Origin of the sequence: Leptospira jelokensis, assembly GCF_004769635.1 — a bacterium.
Taxonomy (GTDB): Bacteria; Spirochaetota; Leptospiria; order Leptospirales; family Leptospiraceae; genus Leptospira_A; species Leptospira_A jelokensis.
Genome location: NZ_RQGH01000007.1, coordinates 215463 through 237952 on the forward strand (window position 1 = coordinate 215463; position 22490 = coordinate 237952).

Annotated in this window: 19 protein-coding genes; 6 read left to right on the forward strand and 13 right to left on the reverse strand. The window is 38.2% G+C overall.

Annotated elements, in window-relative coordinates:
* Positions 1–4: 4 nt before the first annotated feature.
* The 3 genes from eboC to EHQ62_RS02115 are packed head-to-tail and all read right to left on the reverse strand — an operon-like array spanning position 5 to position 2751.
* Positions 5–871, reverse strand: a complete 867-nt coding sequence (gene eboC / locus EHQ62_RS02105) for a UbiA-like protein EboC (protein ID WP_135640591.1) — start codon at positions 869–871, stop codon at positions 5–7.
* A complete protein-coding gene (locus EHQ62_RS02110) occupies positions 872–1897 on the reverse strand; it encodes a TatD family hydrolase (RefSeq protein WP_135640592.1) in 1026 nt (341 codons plus the stop codon).
* Between the two features lie 8 nt (positions 1898–1905).
* Positions 1906–2751 (reverse strand): EboA domain-containing protein, encoded by an 846-nt coding sequence (locus EHQ62_RS02115; RefSeq protein WP_135640593.1) that lies wholly within the window; start codon positions 2749–2751, stop codon positions 1906–1908.
* 318 nt (positions 2752–3069) lie between these two features.
* On the opposite strand from EHQ62_RS02115, the gene EHQ62_RS02120 reads away from it, so the two are divergent.
* Positions 3070–4866 (forward strand): alginate export family protein, encoded by a 1797-nt coding sequence (locus EHQ62_RS02120; protein WP_425269518.1) that lies wholly within the window; start codon positions 3070–3072, stop codon positions 4864–4866.
* On the opposite strand, the gene EHQ62_RS02125 is transcribed toward EHQ62_RS02120, so the two are convergent.
* Complete coding sequence (locus tag EHQ62_RS02125; RefSeq protein WP_135640595.1) at positions 4863–5537, reverse strand: TetR/AcrR family transcriptional regulator; 675 nt, start codon at positions 5535–5537, stop codon at positions 4863–4865. The two genes, EHQ62_RS02120 and EHQ62_RS02125, sit on opposite strands and share 4 nt — an antisense overlap.
* Positions 5538–5688: 151 nt before the next feature.
* On the opposite strand from EHQ62_RS02125, the gene EHQ62_RS02130 reads away from it, so the two are divergent.
* Entirely contained in the window at positions 5689–6654 is a 966-nt protein-coding gene (locus EHQ62_RS02130) for an NAD(P)-dependent alcohol dehydrogenase (protein ID WP_208720600.1), read from the forward strand.
* Between the two features lie 49 nt (positions 6655–6703).
* Here EHQ62_RS02130 and EHQ62_RS02135 read toward each other — a convergent pair whose 3' ends face one another.
* The 5 genes from EHQ62_RS02135 to EHQ62_RS02155 all read right to left on the reverse strand — a co-directional run bounded on the left by EHQ62_RS02135 (position 6704) and on the right by EHQ62_RS02155 (position 12244).
* Positions 6704–6991: a hypothetical protein gene (locus EHQ62_RS02135; protein ID WP_135640597.1), complete on the reverse strand. Its 288-nt coding sequence runs from the start codon at positions 6989–6991 to the stop codon at positions 6704–6706.
* An 82-nt stretch (positions 6992–7073) separates the two neighbouring features.
* Positions 7074–7907, reverse strand: coding sequence for a PAQR family membrane homeostasis protein TrhA (trhA, locus tag EHQ62_RS02140; RefSeq protein WP_135640598.1), 834 nt, complete (start codon positions 7905–7907; stop codon positions 7074–7076).
* Positions 7908–8076: 169 nt separating this feature from the next.
* Positions 8077–8406, reverse strand: coding sequence for an EF-hand domain-containing protein (locus EHQ62_RS02145; RefSeq protein ID WP_135640599.1), 330 nt, complete (start codon positions 8404–8406; stop codon positions 8077–8079).
* A gap of 84 nt (positions 8407–8490) precedes the next feature.
* On the reverse strand, positions 8491–10239 hold the full coding sequence (locus tag EHQ62_RS02150) for an acyl-CoA dehydrogenase family protein (RefSeq protein WP_135640600.1): 1749 nt from the start codon (positions 10237–10239) through the stop codon (positions 8491–8493).
* 10 nt (positions 10240–10249) lie between these two features.
* Positions 10250–12244 (reverse strand): oxidoreductase, encoded by a 1995-nt coding sequence (locus EHQ62_RS02155; RefSeq protein ID WP_135640601.1) that lies wholly within the window; start codon positions 12242–12244, stop codon positions 10250–10252.
* A gap of 126 nt (positions 12245–12370) precedes the next feature.
* On the opposite strand from EHQ62_RS02155, the gene EHQ62_RS02160 reads away from it, so the two are divergent.
* Complete coding sequence (locus EHQ62_RS02160) at positions 12371–13024, forward strand: TetR/AcrR family transcriptional regulator (RefSeq protein WP_135640602.1); 654 nt, start codon at positions 12371–12373, stop codon at positions 13022–13024.
* Here EHQ62_RS02160 and EHQ62_RS02165 read toward each other — a convergent pair whose 3' ends face one another.
* Positions 13025–13687, reverse strand: coding sequence for a TetR/AcrR family transcriptional regulator (locus EHQ62_RS02165; protein WP_135640603.1), 663 nt, complete (start codon positions 13685–13687; stop codon positions 13025–13027).
* Positions 13688–13782: 95 nt separating this feature from the next.
* Positions 13783–15951, reverse strand: a complete 2169-nt coding sequence (locus tag EHQ62_RS02170) for a neutral/alkaline ceramidase (protein WP_135640604.1) — start codon at positions 15949–15951, stop codon at positions 13783–13785.
* A gap of 305 nt (positions 15952–16256) precedes the next feature.
* Here EHQ62_RS02170 and EHQ62_RS02175 point away from each other — a divergent pair, with 305 nt between their 5' ends.
* Positions 16257–18359, forward strand: coding sequence for a cellulase family glycosylhydrolase (locus tag EHQ62_RS02175; protein WP_135640653.1), 2103 nt, complete (start codon positions 16257–16259; stop codon positions 18357–18359).
* Positions 18360–18478: 119 nt separating this feature from the next.
* On the opposite strand, the gene EHQ62_RS02180 is transcribed toward EHQ62_RS02175, so the two are convergent.
* Positions 18479–19309: an NAD(P)H-binding protein gene (locus EHQ62_RS02180; protein ID WP_135640605.1), complete on the reverse strand. Its 831-nt coding sequence runs from the start codon at positions 19307–19309 to the stop codon at positions 18479–18481.
* A gap of 26 nt (positions 19310–19335) precedes the next feature.
* Entirely contained in the window at positions 19336–20142 is an 807-nt protein-coding gene (locus tag EHQ62_RS02185; protein WP_135640606.1) for an AraC family transcriptional regulator, read from the reverse strand.
* Between the two features lie 175 nt (positions 20143–20317).
* Between EHQ62_RS02185 and EHQ62_RS02190 the strand changes: the two genes are divergently transcribed.
* Positions 20318–21355, forward strand: coding sequence for an LLM class flavin-dependent oxidoreductase (locus tag EHQ62_RS02190; protein WP_167482822.1), 1038 nt, complete (start codon positions 20318–20320; stop codon positions 21353–21355).
* Positions 21356–21441: 86 nt separating this feature from the next.
* Complete coding sequence (locus EHQ62_RS02195) at positions 21442–22482, forward strand: CE1 family esterase (protein WP_425269514.1); 1041 nt, start codon at positions 21442–21444, stop codon at positions 22480–22482.
* Positions 22483–22490 lie beyond the last annotated feature (8 nt).

Below are 22490 nucleotides of genomic sequence, written 5' to 3' on the forward strand. Positions count from 1 at the left end.
AAACTTAAGTGACTGCAAATCCTTTTGCAATCCCAAGAGAAATTGGTAAAAGCGCTAAAATTAATATCGCTACAACAAGATTTCCGAAACTAGCAGCAAAACTTACATTGAGTACGATCAAAGTCAATACACCCATTTTTACCGTCTTACGAATCTGTTCTGGACTTGGCTCTTGCATGCTTTTCAATAAGGGAGGAAACAATAAACTGATGTGAAATAATACAAAAGGTAACGTGGTGAGTAAGTTTCCGTTAAGGAAGGACAAAAATATCTGAACGAAGAATACCCCGCCAAACAAAAAGGATGCGATCCTTAACTTCGATTTTCCACCACCCAAAACTTCGTTTTGGCTGACCAAAGTAATGGCTGCAATGTACACGATAGGTAAAATTGATAGATAGAAACTCAATTCCGGAATCTCCGAGACCGAAGTCATACCGAATACCAAATTCAATCCACGGCAAAAACCCATCACGAGTGGACCAAAAACAATATGATGTTTTGCATAATAATTATACAATAGAACAAAAAAACAGATGAGCAGTGAAACAAAAAAGCTGGTACAACTGTATAAAAAAGCAAAGGCAACACCAATCATGAGTAAGGTCGTTCCCAATAAAAACGCAAATTCTTTTGAAACGTTTCCACTTGGGATTGGACGTTCCGGTCTTTCTTTGGCATCGATCTTTCGATCAAAATAGTCATTAAATACTACGCCACCTGCATATAACGAAACACTGGCACCGATTAAGTATAAATACGAAAACCCATTCCAATGAAAGGAAACAATACACATTCCGGCAAGAATATCAGCGACAGCGGTGACAAGGTTGGCAGGTCTTAATAATTGTAAGGTGGGGCGAATCAACATTTATTCTATGTATAATGAATTTTGATTTTGTTTAGGGATTTGGCCACCACGTAATACTGAATTTCCGTAAAATTTTTCAGTTGGATCAGATGAAAGCCCAATCTCAAAATCAGAAACCTTTATTTGACCACTTTTGGAAAATGCTTCAATGGCGTTTTCATAAGTAACTTTCTGAATGGTCTCTTTGGAAATGCCACGTTCTAACATCAGGGCGGCTGTTTTCGGAATGGCAAGGGGATCAGAAATCCCCCAATCAGCGCTAGAATTAACCATGATTCGTTCGGAACCATACTCTTCGACAATCGAGACCATCCGCTTGTTTCCCATTTTCGTAAATGGATAAATGGTGAAGGCGGCATAGAATCCTTGATCTAACACAGATTTTACGGTTTCTTCATTATTATGATCAACAATTACCCAAGATGGATCCAATCCATGTTCAAGTGCAATTGACATACTCCTTTCTGTTCCACGTTTTTTGTCTCGATGAGGTGTATGAATTTGAACTGGTAATTTTGCTTCTTTTGCCAATTCCAATTGTAGCCTGTAGTATTTTTCTTCCAATTCTGTTTGGTCATCAAAACCAATTTCCCCTACCCCCACAACACCTTCTTTGTAGATATAGAGTGGCAAAATTTCCATTACTTCGTCCGCTAAACGTTCGTTATTTGCTTCTCTTGAATTAAGTCCAATTGTACAATAATGTTTAATTCCAAATTGAGAAGATCGAAACCTTTCCCAACCAACCAAACTACTGTAATAATCCTTAAATGTTGAAAGCCCTGTCCTTGGTTGCCCAACCCAAAAAGCAGGTTCAATCACAGCCAAAATACCAGCTTGGGCCATATTTTGGTAATCATCTGTAGTACGCGAAACCATATGGATGTGCGGATCAAAAAATTTAAATCCTTTGATTTTTTCTTTGTAATCATCCCATTTCAAGTCAACATGGGTTTCTTGTTCGTTTGAATTCAATTGCGATTCAAAATGTGATGGATTTTCTAAATTTTTTTTGTTTTCACACATAAAGATAGTTATACGTAAAGGTTAGACCAATTTAGATTTCCATTTTGGATCTCTATTTCATATTTTGGATATTTTCTAAGTAAATCTTTTGCTTCATTGTGATTGGATTCAAAAAGAATCAGGCAAGCTGCAACCACTTCCCCTTCGTGTTTCGATCCAAGTAATTTTTCGATGATAGAGAATTCTTCTTTTTTCAAAAAGGGAGATACCAAGTACCAAACTTGAAAAGGAACTGTGCGTGAGGCCGCCCACCTCTCCTTGGCATAATCGATAATGCTCAGACTTAATTCCTTGTTCCTACGTTTACCAAGTCCATAAATCGAAAAAATTGGTTTTTCATTAAAGATCGTTTTTAGGACCAATTGATTCCATGCAAGTTCCGGGAAATGATGGAAAGGATAGGGATTACAGATTGCAATCGCATCAAATACTGAACCCATATTCGAACGAACGGCATCAATTGCTCTTGCAAGCCAGAGATTTGGATAAGGCAATAATGGTAATGCGGAGTAAAGTGCGATCAATTCGTTTAATTCAGCAGTATCAAACAAAGTATCAATGATGTTTGCAAATTCATCTTTTGTTAATGAAGCAAAATGAGTTAAAAACCAAACGCGACTTAGACGAACCAGGTCCCAACCATTTACCTGAAAACCAGGAAGGGAAGGAATCAGGTTTTCTGAAGCTACTGAATTTTGGATTGTTGTTTTGGATAAAAAACGAGGTGCTTTTACAAAGGCAGTCATGAGCCCTTTTGTTTCCAAATGAGATACCGACTGAATCCATTCCCATTCGCTCTCTGTTGTTATCTTTTGGAGCAGAGGTAGGAAGTGTTCCGAAAATTGCGAATGCATACAAAGGTTAAGGAAATGATTTTTCCGTTACAATGCGAAGTAAACCAAATATTCGGAGCCAATTTCCTGAAAACAGGCAGATTTTAGCGATTCTCTTGGAACTAAACTCTGTCCCGACACCTAAAAAAAATAGTAGGCAATTTTCACAAAAAATTGTACAAATACCAATCCAAAAATTAGGTGTCTTACGCAATTGAAAAATTATCGATAGAAACCTAAGTCCATTCCAATCCACTGGCAAAAATTAGGGAGTACCAAATGTACAGAGTTTACCACCAAACAAAACTTGGATTTTTACTCATACCAATCCTTTTCATCATGACAGCAGGGAATTTACACGCTCAGTTCATCACTCCCGTAAAAAAGGAAGTGGTTCCGGAACCGCCACCTCCTCCTCCTCCCGCACAAGTGAATCCTAGTGCACCACCAGCTCCCGAATCACCAAAAGAGGTGGCAGCTCCCCCCGAAGAACCAGAGTATGTTAGTCCAATGAAAGGCAATTTAGCTGGTGAATATTTCAAAAGTTTTCAAATCACCAACAAACAAAAGAAGGCGATCCAAGAAAATAAAAGTTTGTGGTTTGCCGACAGGTTCCGTGTTGGATTTGGAATCCGTCCAAAAGCAGACTCCCTATATAATACGGACTTTGATCGTTCCACATCCGATATCCGAAATACCGTGAGTAACCAAACTCAATTTTACCTTGTGGGAGATGTTTCACCTAACATCACATTTAAACTTACATTCCAAGATGTGCGATTGTGGGGTGGTGAAGTAGTCTCTGGAGCTTCCGACCAACGACTTGGAGTGATCTCCAATGGTGGGACGACGATTGATACATCAAGGCAAAGAGAAGTTCCTCTCAATAATTACACTGGATTTCGCGAAGCATTTCTGGATTTGAAAACAACGAACCAAATGTTCCGGGTGCGAACTGGTCGGCAAATTTTAGACTTCGGTGATGGTCGTATCGTTGGAGCAAGGAATGATAGTTTGAATGGCAACTCCTTCGATGCCGTGCGTGCGACGGTCACCATTCAAAAACAGACTTTTGATGTGTTTGGTGCAATTGTGAGTTCCGAAAATAATGCAAATAGTGTTATCTCAAATAACTCAACCAGGTTAGGTGGACCAGGGAATGCATCCTATTACGGTGCCCATTATGGAATCAAACCATGGGAGTGGTTAGGAATCGAAGTTTACAACTTTACCTTATACAAACAACGACAAAAAGCAACAAATACAACACCTTATGGGTCAGATATCTATTACCGCGACCCAGACCAATTGAATACATCTGGCATTCGATTCACCAATCGCACGAAGGGGAATGCCCTGCCAAAAGAAACTGGTATCGATTGGATGGTCGAGGCGGCTTGGCAAACAGGATTCACAGGAGAAAGGGTATCACCTGATTGGATCAACCAAAACGGAGCCTTAAAAACCAATCGAATCACAGGCGAACCACCACCACACTCAGAACCCGTCCGATACAAAGCAAATATCGTAGCCGCTCAGTTAGGTTATACTCCAGTCAAAGAATTCCGAATTGGAATCCAATACGTACAGGCATCGGGTGATCCAAATCGAAATGATGGAAGTGTGGCCACTTACAATCCTTTGTTTGCCACAAGAAGGATGGCTGGTGGAGCCATTCCTTTTGCAGGCAACGGAAACTCTGGTTTGGTATTTTGGCAAAATATCAAAGATTATTCCTTACATATCAAATATGAATCATCCAAATGGGGGACTTTTATCATTAACCCACATTGGTATTACAAAGTGAAACTCCAAGATGGTTACTACGATAACAACAATTATGTGCCAGTAAGTAGAGCAACGGGTGAAACAGCGTCTACAGAAGACTTTTATAATACAGAAGCTTACAATCCAAATCGTCCAAAACTTGGCAAACATGTCGCAACAGAGGTGAATTTGATTTATATCATCACTCCATGGGAAAATGTATCCTTTTGGTTTGGTGCAAGTTCATTGTATGCAGGAGATGCAATCAGGAATCAAAAAAATAATCCTTACGAAACAGATCCGTACCGAAGGTATGACTTCAAACCTAATGCAAGTTTTTTCACCTTCCAAACGGTATTTGCAATTTAAGTTCGGTTTCTATTTTTAGGGTTTGGATTTAGTGCGTTTAGAATTAAATCCAAACCAAATTCAAAATGATGGATTCCATTGTATTTTCCATTGGCGACTTCCATTGATAAATGATAAAAATAGGGTAAATTTTCTGCACTGATCATTGGTAGGTATTCTTTTGCTTTGGATTCGTACTCTTCAGGATTAAATGGGAAATTTAATTCCTGCAGTGTGAAACCGTAAATATGGCTATCGACTGCATTGATGATGTGATCTGCCTGTTTGTATGAAAACCCTACACTAACCAAACAACCTAAACTTTGATCAAAATACTTTAACATATGTTCGCCCACATTCACCCTTGATACGAGTAAAACCGTAAGCCAAGGAAAATTCAAAAGCACTTCTCTTACTGAAGACGCACGTTTTTTGAATTCTTTTTTCCAATCTTTATCCAGTTTTGGTTTATAAAAAAGTTTTACACAATCTTCAACCATTCCATCGAGTAGTTCCTCCTTGTTTTGGATATGATTGTACAATGACATTGCCTCCACTCCCAATGAGTTTGCCAAATTTCTCATCGAAAGGGCATCGATACCGTTTCGATTTGCATACTGAATGGCGGTTTGGATGAGCAAATCCTTTGTTAATGTTTTTCTCTTTTTCTGATCCTTTTTTTTGCTGACCAATACGAACAATTTCCTTCTAACAAAACGAAAGTTTACAATAGATCTATCATAAAAATCGCTACTCTACCATACAAATTTCTAAATGAATCAGAAATAAATTTCATTGACAGACTTACACTGTAAGTATTTTTCTGATTTAGGAGAACCCTCTTTGAAAGTCATCACCTACAGAAATTATGGACCACCAGAAGTTTTAAAATTAGAGGAATGGGAAATTCCCATTCCAAAATCAATACAAATTCGAATTCGTATTGTGAAAACAGCAGTAAATTCAGGTGACTGGCGAGTGAGAAAACCGGACCCACAAATTGCTCGTTTGTATTTTGGATTGTTCAAACCTAAAAATCCAATCTTAGGACTTAGTTATTCTGGGGTAGTTGATGCGATTGGGGAAGGAGTCACTTCTTTTCAAGTGGGTGACAAAGTCCTTGGTTCAAAAGGGATCAAAATGGGAGCTTATGCTGAATATACCATTGTGGAAGAAAATTCACTGATCATAAAACTTCCAGACAAGATGTCATTTGCAGAAGGAGCTGGAATTTCTTTTGGAGGGCTTACTGCTCTCGATTTCATCAATCGTTGCCAGATTCAAAATAACCAAAAGGTCGTTATCTATGGAGCTTCCAGTTCGGTGGGTTCTTCTGCTATCCAATTGGCAAAACATTTAGGAGCACATGTCACTGCTGTTTGTAGCAAAGCTAACTTTGAATTGGTGAAATCTTTAGGTGCAAACGAAACCTTTGACTACGAAACCTTTTTCGCCGATTCAAATCAAAATTTATATGATGTATTTTATGAATGTGTTGGGAAAACGGAAATCAAATCAAATTTAAAGTATTTGAAGAAAAATGGAAACTTGGTTCTTGTTGGAGCAACATTTCGACAAATGTTTCAGGCACTATTTCTCAAACTCATCAAAAGACTCAATGTCCATTTTGGACCAATAGAAGAGACGTTAGAAAATTTAAAATTTTTAGTCAGCTTGGTCAATTTGGGAAAATACAAGGTGAATATTGATCGGAATTATCCTTTAGAAAGAATGGTAGATGCTCACCGTTATGTTGAAGCAGGCCATAAAAAAGGGAATGTTGTGATCGATGTGACGAGTGAAAGGTAATATAAAAATACCCACTGTGTAAGAATACAGTGGGTATTTGAACATTCGTTTAGTTCAATTTAGATTGGAATTGGAGATTTTGTTTTTTGGTTCCAACGATGGTAAGGTCATCGTACGATCTGTCCACTTTGCAAACTTTCACATTGGCAGCAGTAGAACAGGAAGAAGTTCCTGAAATTTTACATCCTTTTTCTTCGCAAGCCTTTCTGTCTTTTCCTCGGCATTGTTGGCAACCGTTTGTGCTTCCACTCCCACACAAAAAACAATCATCCGCAAACACAGCCGTTGATGAAAATAACACCAACATCGCAAAACTAAACGTGACCAATGTTCTCATATATTCTCCTACTTAGGCACCAAAAAAAGGTACACAAGGAGGAAAATTTTAGTGAGTGTAAATTTTTTGACAAATAGAATTTTCATTTTATGTGGGAAGGGATCACATAAAATAGAATCGCGAAAAAATGGCAAATGCTCCCTCCCAATACAAATAAGTGCCAAATTGCGTGATTGAATGGGAGTCTGTCCCATAAATAAAAAATGACACCAAATGTATAACTAAGCCCACCAGCCACAAGCCAGGACATACCTGCAACTCCGATCGCTTCGCGAATATCGTTTGCCACAAAAATTGCAAGCCAACCCATAATGATGTAAACAGCCACTCGGACCCCACTAAACTTTCCAGGGAATAATAAAAGTAATCCTACACCCAAAAAGGCTAAAAGCCAAATGATCGCAAATAGATACCATCCCCACTCAGAATTCTCACGCAAACTAACAAGCGTAAAAGGAGTATAGGTTCCCGCTATCAATAAGTAGATAGATGCATGATCGATGACTTTAAATATCTTTTTTGTTGCTGTGTGATAGATTGCGTGGTAGAGTGTGGATGCTAAATATAAAATGATTAACGTCGCACCGTAAATCGCTGAACTCACAACATGCCAAATGTCTCCATAAAGAACCGCCATCGTCAAAAGAATGGAGAGTCCAGCAATGCTAAGACCACCTCCAATTCCATGTGTCACTGAATTTGCAATTTCATGCCCTATCGAATATTCATGAACGGTATCGATCAGTTCTTTTACATGGGAACTGGTTTCTTTTTCCGGAACTCTTTTAGAAACTATGGATTTCGATGGTGATCCTTTAAATTTTTTATTTTTCTCAATGAATGGTTTTTGTTTTTTCTTCGCGATCTGTTTCTTTTTTTTGGCTACGGGTTTTTGTTTGGCTTTTTTGGCTTTCATTCGCTTTGATTGGTTAAATGACACTCTTAATGAATGAGTAGGTCAATCGAAAGAAAGGTTTCAAAATATTAGTTACATTTGGAAAATAATGTAAAAAAGAACCCTTTCCATCTCAATTCCCTTATCCCTGGAAGGAAATGATGACAAAAAAGGTTCCCCTTCGGAAAACTTATTCAGTATCTTCCATCTTGTTTTTCTTTTTCCCTTGTTTCCCGTTTTCTTTTGCTTTTTCCTTCATTTTATCCTTTTTCTCTGAATGTTTCGCTTTCATTTCATCAAAAGAAACAGAGCCGTCCCCATCTTTATCAAGTTCGAGGAAATGGGCATCATGGAATTTCTGCCATTCTTCTTTTGATACTTTATTGTCACCATCAACATCCATTTTTTTAAAATGTCCGAGGGCCATAGACTTTTTGCCATGTCCCTCTTTATCATGAGCAAACAGAATGTTTGTTGTTACGAAGGTAAAAATTGACAAAACCAAAATCATTTTTTTCATTGAAAAACCTCTCTCATATTTTTGAGTTAAATTCTCGTCGCAGTCAAGACCTTCCGAAATTTTTTTCCAAATAAATTTTTAGATTCATTCAAAAAATTGAATGCGATACAAAGAAGACTGAGCCGTCGCCGCACTGTCGATTGCATAGGATCGGCAATCCTTTTCCCAAATATCTCTATCATTTTCATCTTTGATCTTTGGAATTGCTTTTTCGTATAACAAAGTGCAAAGGTAGCGAGCCATTTGGATCATTAAATTTTCTGCTACCGTTTCTTTTCTAGATTCGGATTCAATCTTTCGCATTTCTAAAATTGATTTTTCCAATAAGGATTCTTGTTCGAGTAAAAAAGAGGAAGGGTTTGGAATTTCCTCCTTCAATGAAGTCAGGTACTTTCTAAAATTTCCATCCCCTGCCATTCCAGCAAGGATCGCTCCTGTCGAAATTCGGACATGGATTTGGGATGTTCCTTCATAAATGGTGTTGATTCTTGAGTCACGAAACATTCGAGAGATATCATAATCTTCTGTATAACCTGCGCCACCAAATACCTGTACGGCGATACTCGTACATTTGTGCCCTTCTTCTGAACTGTAATACTTTGCAATTGGTGTTAAGATGGATGCAAGTGTAGACCAATATTTTACTTTTTCATCCTTTCGAATCTCTCTATCGGCTACACCTTCTTTTTCCATACGAATTTGGTGGTGTTGGTACATATCAATCACACGAGCTGTTTCCAAAGTGAGTAACCTCATGGCATTTGTCTCTCGTTTGATTTTATTCACCATTTCATAAACAGCTGGGATTTCAAAGATTGGTTTTCCAAATTGGTTTCTTTCTTTTGAATACTTTAAAGATTCATAATAAGCTGCAGTCCCTCCTCCACAACCACCAGAGGCACTCACAAGCCTCATAAAGTTAGTCATTCCTGCTGTGTAACGAGTGAGTCCAAGTCCCTCTTCCCCTAAAATTTCGCCGTAACTATTTTCATAAACGATCTCACAAGTAGGAGATCCATGTAATCCCATCTTTTTTTCGATGCCAGCAACCGTAATATCGGTACTCTTCACTAAAAAAACAGAAAGGCCTCTCGCTCCACCGTCTGGTTTACCTGTCCTTGCTAAAGTCAATAGCAATGCAGGATACTCACCGAGACCACAACCTTGCGAAATAAAGCGTTTTGTACCTGTTAGTCGATATGATCCATCTTCTTGTTTGACAGCAACGGTTCGAACACTATTCAAATCGGAACCAAAGTCAGGTTCGGTGAGTGACATTGCAAATAGAGATTCACCTGTTGCCGCTTTTGTTGCATAGGTTTCAATTTGTTCCTTTGTTCCAAACCTTGATACGATTTGTGCCAAATTAAGGAGGGTTGTTGTCATACAAAATGCAACATCAGCTCGTGCCATAATCATTGCATAAAATGCACCCACTGTGGCTGGGAAATTTAAACCACCCGCTTCCCTTGGCAATGAATAACCCATTAGCCCTGTACTTCGGAATTTTTCGTAAATTTCAACTGTTTCCTTCGGGAAAATTACTTTTCCATTCTCATATTTGAGTTCATTGCGATCCATGATTTGCGATTTCTGAGATACATCCTTCCCAAAAAAATCTCCCATCGCATCCAAACTGGAAGTATACAATTCCATTGCTTCTTCAAAAGAAGAAGGTGCCATCTCATATCGATTGTTATTGGTTTCGGTATAAATTTTGTGGTCGAAAAAGGTTTCCCCTTCTACTTCTTTTACAATAGCTTCCCAATCGATCAATTGGTTGAAAATTAACTGTAAATCCTTATCATCTGAAAAATAATTATTAGCGATCATATCTGACTCCTTATATGCTGTATGCTGCTTCTATTCCTTCGTAAAAGGCTCGTTTGGCGTCTATGTTTCGAGCATCTTTGGCTCCACCAATGAGAATTGTTTTTTGGTTTGGAAAGTTTTTTGAATATTCTTCATACAATGAATTTTCTTTTTCTTGTCCGACACATAAAATTATAGAATCACAAGGATACAAAAACTCCTCACCATTTTTAAAAACTACAACGAGTCCCTCCTTTGTAACTTCTTTATAACTAAGTCCTTGGTAAAATTCAACTCCAACTGATTCTAACTCTTGTTTAAGTGCCCAAAATGTGGTAGGTCCAAGTCCTGCCCCATGTTTTCCGTTCCGACGAAATACTGCTACCTTTCGACTCACAGATTCTTTTTGTACAACTGTATTTGTAAAGGAAGAGATATTGTATTTTTTGTTGTACGATTCTAATGTGGGATCATGATCTTCGGTCAAGCGGTGTGCTACATCAACACCAATCCCACCACCTCCAATCACTGCGACCCGTTTCCCAGGAATAAATTTTCCCGTTAGATAATCCGCATAACTTCCGTAAGGTAAATGTTCCAAACCTTTTAAATGAAATTCCCTTGGAACTACTCCACTTGCAAAAATCACAACGTCTGGATTTTGCGATTGTATACTTTGAATCGTAGCTTCCTGTTTCAATTGGATTTTCACACCAATTTCTTTTAGTTCGTTTTTATAATAACGAATGGTTTCATTAAATTCAGATTTTCCCGGAATGTTTGAAGCCAATTGGAACTGTCCTCCAATTTGATCACGTTTTTCAAAAATAGTAACATCATGTCCCAGTTCTTTTGAAGCTCGTGCGGCTTCAAGTCCAGCAGGACCTGTTCCAATGACCAAGACCTTCTTAGGATTATCTGTTTTTTGTATCACATACTTCTCTTCATTCATCGCCATAGGATTCACAATACAAGAAACATGTTTTTCCTGAAAGGCATGATCAAGGCAAGCTTGGTTACATGCTACACACGTATTGATTCGTTCCGATTGATTGGTTTGTAATTTTTGAACAATATAGGGATCGGCTAAAAAGGGACGTGCCATCGATATCATATCAACACTTTGTTCTGAAAATATTTGATTGATCGTTGAGACATCATTCACTCGGTTAGATGCTATGATGGGAACACCTGGTGTTTGTTCTTTGATTCGACGAGCAATGGGAACCCATGCTCCTCTTGGAACCAATTGGCTAATCGTAGGAACTCTTGATTCATGCCATCCGATTCCAATGTTAAGTGCCGTAACTTTTTCATCACGTAAGGCATTTGATAATCCGATCACTTCTTCAAAACTTGGATTGCCTGGTATCAAATCAATTCCAGACATTCTGAAAACAATTGGAAATCCTTCCGGTAGATTTTTTTTCACGACCCGTAAAACTTCTATGGAAAAATTCATACGACGTTTGGCATCTCCGCCAAAATAATCATTTCTGTGGTTCGTCACTGGTGAAAAAAATTGATTCAATAGATAACCTTCGCTCCCCATAATTTCCACCGCACCGAATCCGACTTCGTAAGCAATTTTTGCCGATCGACCAAAATCTTCGATGGTGCGCCAACATTCCTCTTCTGACAATTCTTTCGGAACATAACGATTGATTGGTGCTCTAATCGCAGACGGAGCCACACAATTTCGATCAAAGGCATAACGTCCCGCATGGAATAACTGCGCACACATAATTCCTTTCCCTGAAAGCGCTTCGTTCATTAATTTTAATTCATTTGCATGATTAGGATCTAAAAATTGAAAGAACGACTTGGATCCTTTTCCTTCTTCGTTTACGCTGATCCCTCCCGTCACAATCATTCCCACTCCGCCTTCAAACCGTTTGCTGTAAAAGGTTGCCATTCGTTTTGCAACACCTGTTTCGCCTTCCACACCTAAATGCATGGAACCCATGAGAAATCGATTGGGTAAGGTAAGATTTCCTAATTGGATCGGGGAAAATGCTAGGTTCATAAAATTTCCTTCAAATATGAAATAATTTACCAATGGTAATATATCGCAATTCACAAACAACCAATAAATTACCAACGGTAAATATCTGCTATTCAAATTACCAAAATGGAATCAAAATGACCTAAGATGGTGACAAAAAAAACAAAAGGGAATTCAAAAAAAACTCTGCGAGTTGGCCGTCCGAACAAATTAAACAGTGTTAATGTTCGTGAAGCCTTGATACAGGCTGGTGTGAAGTTATTGGAAACAACTTCACTCGAAGAAATATCACTCAGAAAGGTAGCTGCAAAAGCAGGTGTGAGTCACGTTGCAAGTTACCATCACTTTGAAAACAAACATGCGTTATTCTCTGCAATTGCAGAGATAGGATTTCAAAAGTATTTTGAATCTTATCAAATCGAACTAGAAAAAACTGATAAAGATTTTAAAGGACGATACCGTGCCTTAGGTTGGACCTACTTCCAATTCATTATGAACAATCGTCAGTTCGCAAGGATTATGTTTGGTGGTATGGGAGTTGAGACAAATTTACATCCTACTTTGTCCTCTGTATCCAGGAGAACCTATCGCCAATTGCATGAGATCATTCGAATGGGCCAAAACTTAGGTTATCTTGAGAAGGGCCAAACCAGAGAAAAAACTTTGGCATCATGGGCAATGATCCATGGGATTGCGATGTTGTTTTTAGAAGGTAGACTTCAAATGAAAAATGATATGAACGAAATGGAAAAATTCATCCAAACCGTTACTGAATATGCATACAATGGTATGAAAACCTAATTATTGTTTTACTTCACAGTCTTCTGGGAAATAATTAAGCAAATAAGAAATAGTCGCTTTTTTTGCCTCTCCCACCATCCAAGGAGTAAAATCACCATAGGTTCGGTATGATAATTTTAAAAGTGAGTCAGCGATGGAAATGGCAACGCCAAATACTTGGTCTAAAGCATTTAGATCATTCAATTGGAATTTTTGTACTAATCCTTCTTTGGTGAGATTTGCTAATTTGGCATCCAACTCTTGGCCAACAAGTCTCATTTCAGGATTACTCATACGATACCCGTAAATGAGCCTCGGAAACGCGATTTCGGAATTGGTGACTTCTACTGCAACATCAATGGATTTTTCAATGTATTCTTTCCATGTTTGAAACGATTCATTTTTTAAAGCGATTAGTTTTTCAACCACACCTTCTGAATGTAACAAACGAATTCCATGGAAGATGGCTTCTACGTTTGGAAAAAAATGATAGGCAGATGGCCTAGGAATTTTTGCTTTTTTACAAATATCAGCAAAACTGATTTCTTCTGGATTTTTTTCTCGTAAGAGTTCAAACGCAATCGATAGAAGTTGTGCGCGGCGGTTCCTTCCTTGTTTACTTGTGAATTTAAATGGCCTTGATGCAAGGTCAGGAGAGAGGGATGCGTCTACCAATTTATCCATAGTACGAGCATCTTACGGAATCTCAGCCAGTCAATCCCGTTGCAAAGAAAAATACCTGACCCTTTCCAGGCCAGGCGAGTTGAATGTTCAGATGATCATTGGATCGTAAAGTTGTTTGTGACCCCTTGGTAAGCACTGATGGCTCCAGTCCAACCTGATTTCCAGTGCCCACGATGCCTTATGCGGTAAGTACCTTTAGGATACGATTTTGTATCCCAAGTTGCAGTGATTTTTGAATATGCGATCCCGTCCCTTTGCCATTTGTACGTTGTGGATGGATCGTTATCACGTGCCACTACCGTCCAAGTGGAACCGGTTTGGCGTTCGATATCAACAAAACTACTTCCAATCAACATATTGTTTTTCGGATGTGCACCCCAAAAAACAGCCGTTACTTTTGCACCACTTGTATATGTTGGAGCTGGTTGTGTGAAAACATTTCCAAAACTTTTGAAGAGTGGGACATCATCAAATACAACACCTGTTTGGAGTGTAACTTGGTAATTTGTCAGATCAGGAGGTGTTGGTCCACTTGGAACCGATGCCCCATTCCGTAGAGCCACCGCAAGTTTTCCAAACTCTTGTTCATACGCTTTTAAAGTATTGGGGCCAAACTGAGTCGAAGCTCCTTCGTATTGTTGAGAGGAATACTCTTCTCTTGTTGTGAGGTACGATGTATAGGAGTTGGAAAGTGCTGCAACAACAGTGTAATCATTTTCCAAAATGTTTTTTACTAGGGAACGAATCCTTCTCCCAGCCATCGTCGATACTTCTGCAGGGATCGCAAGGATTGATAAATTGCCAATTTTCACAATTTGGATTGGGATGATTGGTGGAGTCCAAGGATTTCCATCAAAACTTGCAACTCCTGTAGGTATGAGAACTGGTTTTTCCGCATGACAAAGTTTATACGATTCACTGACAGAACTAGGCCATAAAACCCCAAGGGCTCCACCAAGAAAACTAGCTTTAAAGGCATCAGCTGCATTGGAATTCCAATCCAAAGAATCAACAGTGGTTCCTTCATCAAAAAAATCTACGGACACTGCATTATCTTCAACACTTCCTGCAGAAAAGGAAGCTCCCATACCTGCAGGGCAAGTAGTGGTTCCCACACTGCTCACATACAAATTCGAGAAATTAACATATGTATGTCGAAAGTCAACTGACCCTGAAACTTGGGTATTCGCTGATTGGTAAAGGCTCATTGCCTTTTGGTATTGTTTGTCTGCGATGGTATTTTGTCTTGCATAATCATTTACACCATCTGCAGGGCCCCATAAATTCGGAGTCACATCACCCGAATTGGACTGAGCAAAAGCAGCCACGAAGGTTTGGTTTGCTGTATAATTGGTCCCTTTGTTTTTTTCAAATAAATAAGAAGCCAATCCTTTGTTATCCCCACCGATGAGTTTGTTCGTTGGTCCCACATTGGTTGGATGTACGGCAAACCAGTTCACCATTCCAAGTTCCCTGCCGTCAGCGGCCACTAATTTAAGAAGTGTCATTGTTTGATCAACGTTGGAAGTATAAAAATTACGTTCGCTAATTGGATTTTTGTCATAGGCAATAGCGGAGCGGTTTTTACTAGCATCCGTTAGCTCCCCTTGGTTGATGTATACGTTTCCAGGGACTAAATTTTGATGAGCCAATTTAATTGACTTATAAATTCCATTCACAATCACATCAAAGTTTTCTTTGATAAAACCAGAAGTTGTTGCATTGTATAAAAAATAATGGGAATACCCACCAGGACCACTATGCGTGTGAGTGGCTGATAACAAAACATTCGCCTCGGAATAATACGGAGCAAGTTCTTGGTCCGCTGCAATTTTTTTACTTACAGCTTGTTTGATGGATTGAAAGATCATTCCTAAATCAGCACTTACAAACACCACACGTTTGGAAGCATCTCCAATGATATAGGCTCTTGACCAAAGGCGCATATAAATCCCTTCTGTCTTTTGAGCCGTTTCCGCAAATCCCATCATTCCAACTTCAGCGGCAGGGCCAGTGATATCAGAAATTCCAACTCCTACTAAATAGGGCGACGAACCGAGATTTGGCGTTACAACACGGCTCAAACTAGAACTAGAAAACTGATCTGTTCCAGTTTCAGTTGTGGTTTGGGTTTCGTCAATACCAACTAAGCCAAGTAATGCTGAGTTGGACTGGGATGGCTTTTTGTCGGAACAAACCAACAAAAACAAACAAGATAGAATGGTCACGCCGATGCGAACCAAGGGACTAATTTGGGAATTCATATACTCTCTCCGAATCTAAATTTCTGAATCTTATATCTTTTCGCATGAATCCATCCGAAGGAATCCCTTGGGCCAATTCTGGAGGATAAGTCTAAACGATGTTAAAAATATGGCAATTAAATAATCGACAGAAGTCGGGTTTTATTTGAGCAGTGTTCAGAAATCAGCAGTATATGGCGATTCTAAGCAATTTTGCATTTTTGCATCGTCCGAATGATGGTATTTCTATGTCATTTTTTACTCGACACGTGTCGGCAAATAAGAAGGAACTGTCCAGAATCGTGCAAAACGAGAAAGAGGAAACGATGGACCACCCGAAAGAACCAAGTTCATTTAAAAAACAATTTACCAGTTTGCTACTAGTCACCTTACATTTGTATTGTGCTCCTAAAGAAGAAGGGATCGGGAATCTACTTCCTTTACTTCAATCTTCGAATTTTACGCCGGTAGAGTTACCGGTGAGCAATCCTTTTGGAAAATCAAATGTTTTACCAAGCATATCGCATAATATCGATTATATCGATACTTTTGAAGAAAGAGACCTTGCAGTGACCAATAAATCCTATGGGAATTGGATAGATTCTATTTGGATAGATGGGTTAGGTCGTGAAGTATCCTTTCGGGGTTTCAATGTATCAGGGAATGTCAAATTAAAAGAACATGGATTTAAGGCATTTCGGAATGCAAACGATGCTGAAGAAGCAATCAAAGGACTTACCAAAACAACTGGATCGAATATGATTCGTTATACGATTGCCTGGGAAGGAGTCCATCCAGAAGTTGATACCATCGATGAATCCTATTTAAATGAAGTGGTATCACAAATCAAAAAAGCAACGGCAAAACGAATTTATGTTTTGATTGATTACCACCAAGACTTGTTTTCCAGACACCTCTTTAATCAGAATTCATGGCATACCGGGAATGGAGCCCCACTATGGATCACAAAAAATGGAAATTATCCAAAAGAATATTGTGGCATTGTTTGTGCTAGTTGGAGCCAAAACAATCTGACAAACGAAGCGATCCGTAGAGCATTCAGAAATTTTTGGAATGATGCACCAGTAAATACTTCCGCTGGAGTACGTTATATGCAGACGGAATACCTTTGGCAAATTCAAAAGACAATTATATATATAAAAAATCATTTAACAGCAGAGGAATTTTCTTATATCGTAGGGCTTGATCCCTTTAATGAACCAGTCGATGGAGGGATGGAAGGTCTTACTCCCAAAAGATGGGATAACGAAAAACTATGGCCCATGTACCAAAAGATCAGAACGATCCTCAACGAGAATGGTTGGGAGAAAAAATGGGTTTTTGCAGAACCACTCGTCTTTTGGAATACAAACATAGGTTCGGCGATTGCACCTGCCACTGGAGGTGGACATCTGAATGCACCTCCAGGAGAAGGATTTGTATTTAATTCACACTTTTATGATGCAGGACGAATGGGAGTTGATTTGACTGGGATCGATAACGCCACCTATTTTAAATACTTAGATGAAATCCGAACTGAAGCTAGATTCTTAAAAATTCCAATGTTTCTTAGTGAATTTGGAATGTGGTTAAAAGGTAGCGGAGCAAAAGACACACCAAGAATGATCAATGCCGTTTACCAAGCGATGGAAATTTCAGACAAAACACAAAATTCAAAAACTAGATTTGCCGATTTTTATAACCCAATCGTTTCTGGAACCCAATGGCATTGGGATTATTATTATGACCACCATGCCGAATATAAAAATGGAAATCCTTCCAAACTCATCACCACAAAAGATGCATGGAATGATGAAGATTTCTCCGTTGTTAGTAACTATGGAACAAGATTGAATGTAGATCCAAATGTAATCTCGAGAGCTTACCTACGAAGGTCACAAGGCCGTGTTATGACAAGCCATTACAATGCAATTGGATTTGATACATGGAATCGAGTTTTTTCATGGGCTGCCATCAAACCTGGAACTAACGAAGCAAAATACTTTGCTGACAAACGATTTTTATTCGTTGTTTGGAGGGGAAGGCATTCAGATGCTCCTTCCGAATTTTATCTACCCCCTCATTTTGACCCAAATCAGATTTTAGTGATCACTGAGAAAAAAATAGTTTCAGGTACGATTCCCAATACACCACAAAACCAAACAAATGAGTTGATGATGAAAAATGATCCGGGTCGAGACATTGGATCAGGCAATGTTTTGTACCTTTGGGATGATTTGGACCCAGATGAAAATGAACTTTCTTCATACCACTATATCCTCATCGTGAACAAAGAAAATGTTTCTTACCCATCGACCACTTTGTCTGAGTTACAAGTGAAACTAAACCAAAGGGTGGTATCAGAAGGAAAAAGCCCAATTTATATGATTGGGAAAATGACTTATGGAGGTTACCCGAATGAACAATGAATAAACCAGAATCAAAAAAATCTGCTTTATGAAATTGAAAATTTAATAAAAAGATAAAAATGCCACCTTATTCAAGATAACTTAGTTTAGGTGGCATGATTATCTTTGGAAAAAATCCTCTATTCTTTTGGAATCCTCCAAACTCCCGATTTTGCGGTTTCCTTTACATAATCCTTAAAATCTTTTGGTTTTTTTCCTAAAACTTTCTCAAAATCATCAACTACAGATTCATTCCTTCCATCTAATACAGTTTCAAACAAATATCGAATGAGCCAAATGGTATCTTTGTCCAAAGCATATTCATTCAGCATATTGATATAATCATCCAAAGGAATTTCTTCGAAGGAAATTGTCTCATTTAATTCTTTTGCAATTTGACCAAACGCCTCTTGGAAACTGACGAGTGATGGACCAGTTAACTCGTATTTTTTCCCAACATGCACACTGTTTACTAAGGCATCAACTGCAAGATCAGTTAAGTCTTCCAAATCAACAAAAGGTTCTTTCGATTTCAATTTAGGGAAAATTACTTTTCTTTCTAAGATTGGAGCAAGGAACATCCCTTCACTAAAATTTTGTGAAAACCAACTAGACCGTAAGATGGTCCACTCCAACCCAGAGTCCTCAACTAACTTTTCGCAAGCGATAGCCTCTGGTTCACCTCTTCCTGAAAGCAAAACGATTTTCTTTACATTGTATTTTTTTGAAAGTTCGATGAGTTTCTTTATGTGAAGGATCGAATTTGGATGCGCCAGGTCTGGTTGGTAAGAGATATAAATTTGATCGACACCTTTGATTACCTCATCCCATGCTTCTGGTTTTTCCCAATCAAAGGCGGGTTTAGTCTTTCTTGATCCCAATCGAATTGGATAGTTTAATTGGGTGAGTTTATTTGCGATTCTTGATCCAGTTTTTCCACTAGATCCTAATATTAATGTGAATGGTTTCATCACATAAAGATAACAAAGGAATAAAATTAAAAATTGGACAAACCCGACATCGTTTCTTTTTTTTCTCTGAATTGAAATGGTTTTTCTTTGGTAAATGATTTAAATTGCCTGATAAAATGTGATTGGTCAGAATATCCATTTTCATAAGCAATCTCTGTTAATTTCAAATTTTGATTACCTTTCATTTCTTGTAAACTTGATTGGAAACGAATGATTGTAGCAAATTGTTTTGGTGTCAATCCTACATATTGTTGGAATTTACGTTGCAAAGTCCTTTCAGACATTCCAATGGAATTTGCAATTGTTTTGATCTCAGAATTCCCATTTGATTCCAAAATTGTTTCCATACATGTATGTAACGTGAGGTCTGGGTTAAAATATCTAGCTTTGTCTATCAAAAATCGAAAGATTGCTTCCTTTGCTAACTCAGTTGATTGTTTTCGAATCGATATCTCAAAATTAGATTCACCTTGCCATTCTGATTTCGGAATTGTCCAACATGAATTCGTAAGCTCTCCTATCGGGATTCTGAATGTTGCTTCTATGAAACTGGGAAAAAGTTGTATCATAATAAAGAAAAATGGACCTTCTATTTCAATCCGAATAGGTTCTAAGGTTTGCCCATAAATAAAAACAGGTTCCATTTCTTTAGAAAGATTTCCAACGATGACTCGAACCGGTGCAAGAGAATGAAAAAACACAAACCCAGGAAAACCATCAGCAAAAAAATTGAGTGTTTCCTTATTCTTATGTTTCGATTTATAAATATAAAGGTCTTTTGCCACATACTTTAATTCGTTTGGAATCGGAGCTTTGATTACGTGGACTTCCATATTTTTTTTTGATAGTTTACCCCATTTAAAAAACAAGTTTTGCTTAGACAAACCGAGGGATCAAATTGATTTCATTTTTCATATTTTTTTTTTGAAGTAATTGTTTCAATCACATAACAAGCGTAGCAATTTTTGAAGTTAGTTTAGATTTTCAATATTTTCGCCATTTACAGAAATGATCATAAACTGGAATTGTGTAATTGTCGTGGAACTTTCAATTTTAGATTTAGTGTTTATCAACCAAGGTGAGACACCAAGGGATGCGATTCAAAACAGTGTCAAGGTAGCGCAAGCTGCTGAATCATTGGGTTACAAACGAATCTGGATCGCTGAACATCATAATTTTCCTTCCATCGCAAGTGCAGCTACTTCAGTCGTCATTGGTCATATTGCTGGTCATACAAAAAAAATTCGCGTAGGAGCAGGTGGGATTATGTTACCCAACCATTCTCCACTGGTCATTGCAGAACAATTCGGTACTTTAGAAAGTTTATACCCCAAACGAATTGATTTAGGATTAGGAAGGGCACCAGGAACCGACCAACTCACCTTACGCGCATTACGCAGTGATCCGATGGCCTCACAACATTTCCCAGAAGATGTCAAAGAACTGCTAAATTACTTATCCTCAGACAAAGAAGATGGAAAAATAAATGCTATCCCAGGGTTTGGAACGAATGTCCCTGTTTGGATATTAGGATCAAGTTTGTTTGGTGCACAACTTGCCGCCTTACTTGGATTACCCTTTGCTTTTGCTTCGCACTTTGCACCTACGTACCTGAAAGATGCCATTTCGATTTACCAAAAACAATTTAGACCCTCTCAATATTTGGAGAAACCGTATGTGATGATGGCGATGAATGTCATTGCAGCAGATACGGATGAAGAAGCAAAATTATTATTCACTAGTGTAGAACAATCATTCCTTGGAATCCTACGAAACAAACGAACTCCATTCCCACCACCTGTTTCCAATATGGATTCACTTTGGTCAGAAACAGAAAAACAAATGGCCCACCAAATGTTATCGATTTCTGCAGTTGGCACAAAAGAAACCATCACTTCAAAAATCATAAATTTAACCAATGGGCTAAACATAAACGAAATAATGGTAGTCTCTTCCATTTTTGAAACCCAAAAAAGAATTCACTCCTTAGAGTTGTTAATGGGTATAAAAGATCAATTCACAACGAAAGTTTCCATAAGTTCATAAACTGTTTTTTTTCTTGTTTTTACTGATCATTTTGATCCAATCATAAACAAATGTTTTAGGTGAATTTTTAGCAAAGAGGAAAAAAGGTGAAAAAACGAAACTCAATGTTCCTTTGGATCTACATCATTTTTTCGATTTTAATTTTATGTACATGCGCAAGAGGATACATTCGTTCTAACTTAAAAGAAAAATTCCAAAAAAAAATGAAGGAGTTACCTGCTCCTAATTCATCCACTGATTTAATGAGTCCCATCACGATTCCTGGTGATTACGTCTTTTCTTTAAACCACAAGGATCAGATTCGCTATTATAAAATCCATGTTCCAAAATCTTACACTGGAGATAAGTTAGTCCCTCTTTTATTTGTATTTCATGGTGGTGGTGGAGATATGGATATCCAATCAAACGAAGAATACTACCACCAGATTTCAAAGTCAGAAGAAATTGGACATGTAGTTGTTTTTCCGAATGGTTATAGTGTATACCAATCAGGCAAGTTAGCAACTTGGAATGCTGGGAATTGTTGTGGCGAAGCAAAAAAAAACAATAGCGATGATATTGGTTTTGTAAAAGCCATTCTCGTTCACATAAAACAATCATTAAAGATCGATCCAAAAAAAATCTTTTCTACAGGTATGTCAAATGGGGCAATGATGTCTTACCAGCTAGCCTGTTCTATGACTGACCAATTTTCGGCCATAACTGCAGTTGCGGGAACTGACAACACAGTCGCTTGCCGGCCGACAAAACCAATTTCTATTTTTCATATCCATGCAAAAAACGATGATAAAGTTTTGTTTTATGGAGGAGCTGGTTCAAGTTTCACTGACAGGACTCTCATTACTGATTTTGTTTCCGTTCCTAAAACCATATCCAAATGGGTAGAGTTCAATGGGTGCAATCCAAAACCCAATATAGTCCTCCAAACAGATGAAGTCAAATGTGAAGAATATTCAGAGTGTAAAGACGGTGTCAAAGTAAAACTTTGTATTACTGAAGATGGAGGGCATTCTTGGCCCGGAGGAAAAAAACCATCCTTATTGTTAGGCGGTAGACCACCAACAAAAGCTTTAATTGCCAATGATGTTATGTGGGATTTTTTCAATCTCAATAAACAATTTCGATAACTTCAGTT

Excerpts from the sequence above, each read along its gene's own strand:
- EHQ62_RS02120 (WP_425269518.1), top strand. The coding sequence starts at position 3,070 with ATGACAGCAGGGAATTTACACGCTCAGTTCATCACTCCCGTAAAAAAG.
- EHQ62_RS02145 (WP_135640599.1), bottom strand. The coding sequence starts at position 8,406 with ATGAAAAAAATGATTTTGGTTTTGTCAATTTTTACCTTCGTAACAACA.
- trhA (WP_135640598.1), bottom strand. The coding sequence starts at position 7,907 with ATGAAAGCCAAAAAAGCCAAACAAAAACCCGTAGCCAAAAAAAAGAAA.
- EHQ62_RS02160 (WP_135640602.1), top strand. The coding sequence starts at position 12,371 with ATGGTGACAAAAAAAACAAAAGGGAATTCAAAAAAAACTCTGCGAGTT.
- EHQ62_RS02175 (WP_135640653.1), top strand. The coding sequence starts at position 16,257 with ATGGACCACCCGAAAGAACCAAGTTCATTTAAAAAACAATTTACCAGT.
- EHQ62_RS02155 (WP_135640601.1), bottom strand. The coding sequence starts at position 12,244 with ATGAACCTAGCATTTTCCCCGATCCAATTAGGAAATCTTACCTTACCC.
- EHQ62_RS02150 (WP_135640600.1), bottom strand. The coding sequence starts at position 10,239 with ATGATCGCTAATAATTATTTTTCAGATGATAAGGATTTACAGTTAATT.
- eboC (WP_135640591.1), bottom strand. The coding sequence starts at position 871 with ATGTTGATTCGCCCCACCTTACAATTATTAAGACCTGCCAACCTTGTC.
- EHQ62_RS02190 (WP_167482822.1), top strand. The coding sequence starts at position 20,318 with ATGATCATAAACTGGAATTGTGTAATTGTCGTGGAACTTTCAATTTTA.
- EHQ62_RS02135 (WP_135640597.1), bottom strand. The coding sequence starts at position 6,991 with ATGAGAACATTGGTCACGTTTAGTTTTGCGATGTTGGTGTTATTTTCA.
- EHQ62_RS02180 (WP_135640605.1), bottom strand. The coding sequence starts at position 19,309 with ATGAAACCATTCACATTAATATTAGGATCTAGTGGAAAAACTGGATCA.
- EHQ62_RS02115 (WP_135640593.1), bottom strand. The coding sequence starts at position 2,751 with ATGCATTCGCAATTTTCGGAACACTTCCTACCTCTGCTCCAAAAGATA.
- EHQ62_RS02165 (WP_135640603.1), bottom strand. The coding sequence starts at position 13,687 with ATGGATAAATTGGTAGACGCATCCCTCTCTCCTGACCTTGCATCAAGG.
- EHQ62_RS02110 (WP_135640592.1), bottom strand. The coding sequence starts at position 1,897 with ATGTGTGAAAACAAAAAAAATTTAGAAAATCCATCACATTTTGAATCG.
- EHQ62_RS02185 (WP_135640606.1), bottom strand. The coding sequence starts at position 20,142 with ATGGAAGTCCACGTAATCAAAGCTCCGATTCCAAACGAATTAAAGTAT.
- EHQ62_RS02170 (WP_135640604.1), bottom strand. The coding sequence starts at position 15,951 with ATGAATTCCCAAATTAGTCCCTTGGTTCGCATCGGCGTGACCATTCTA.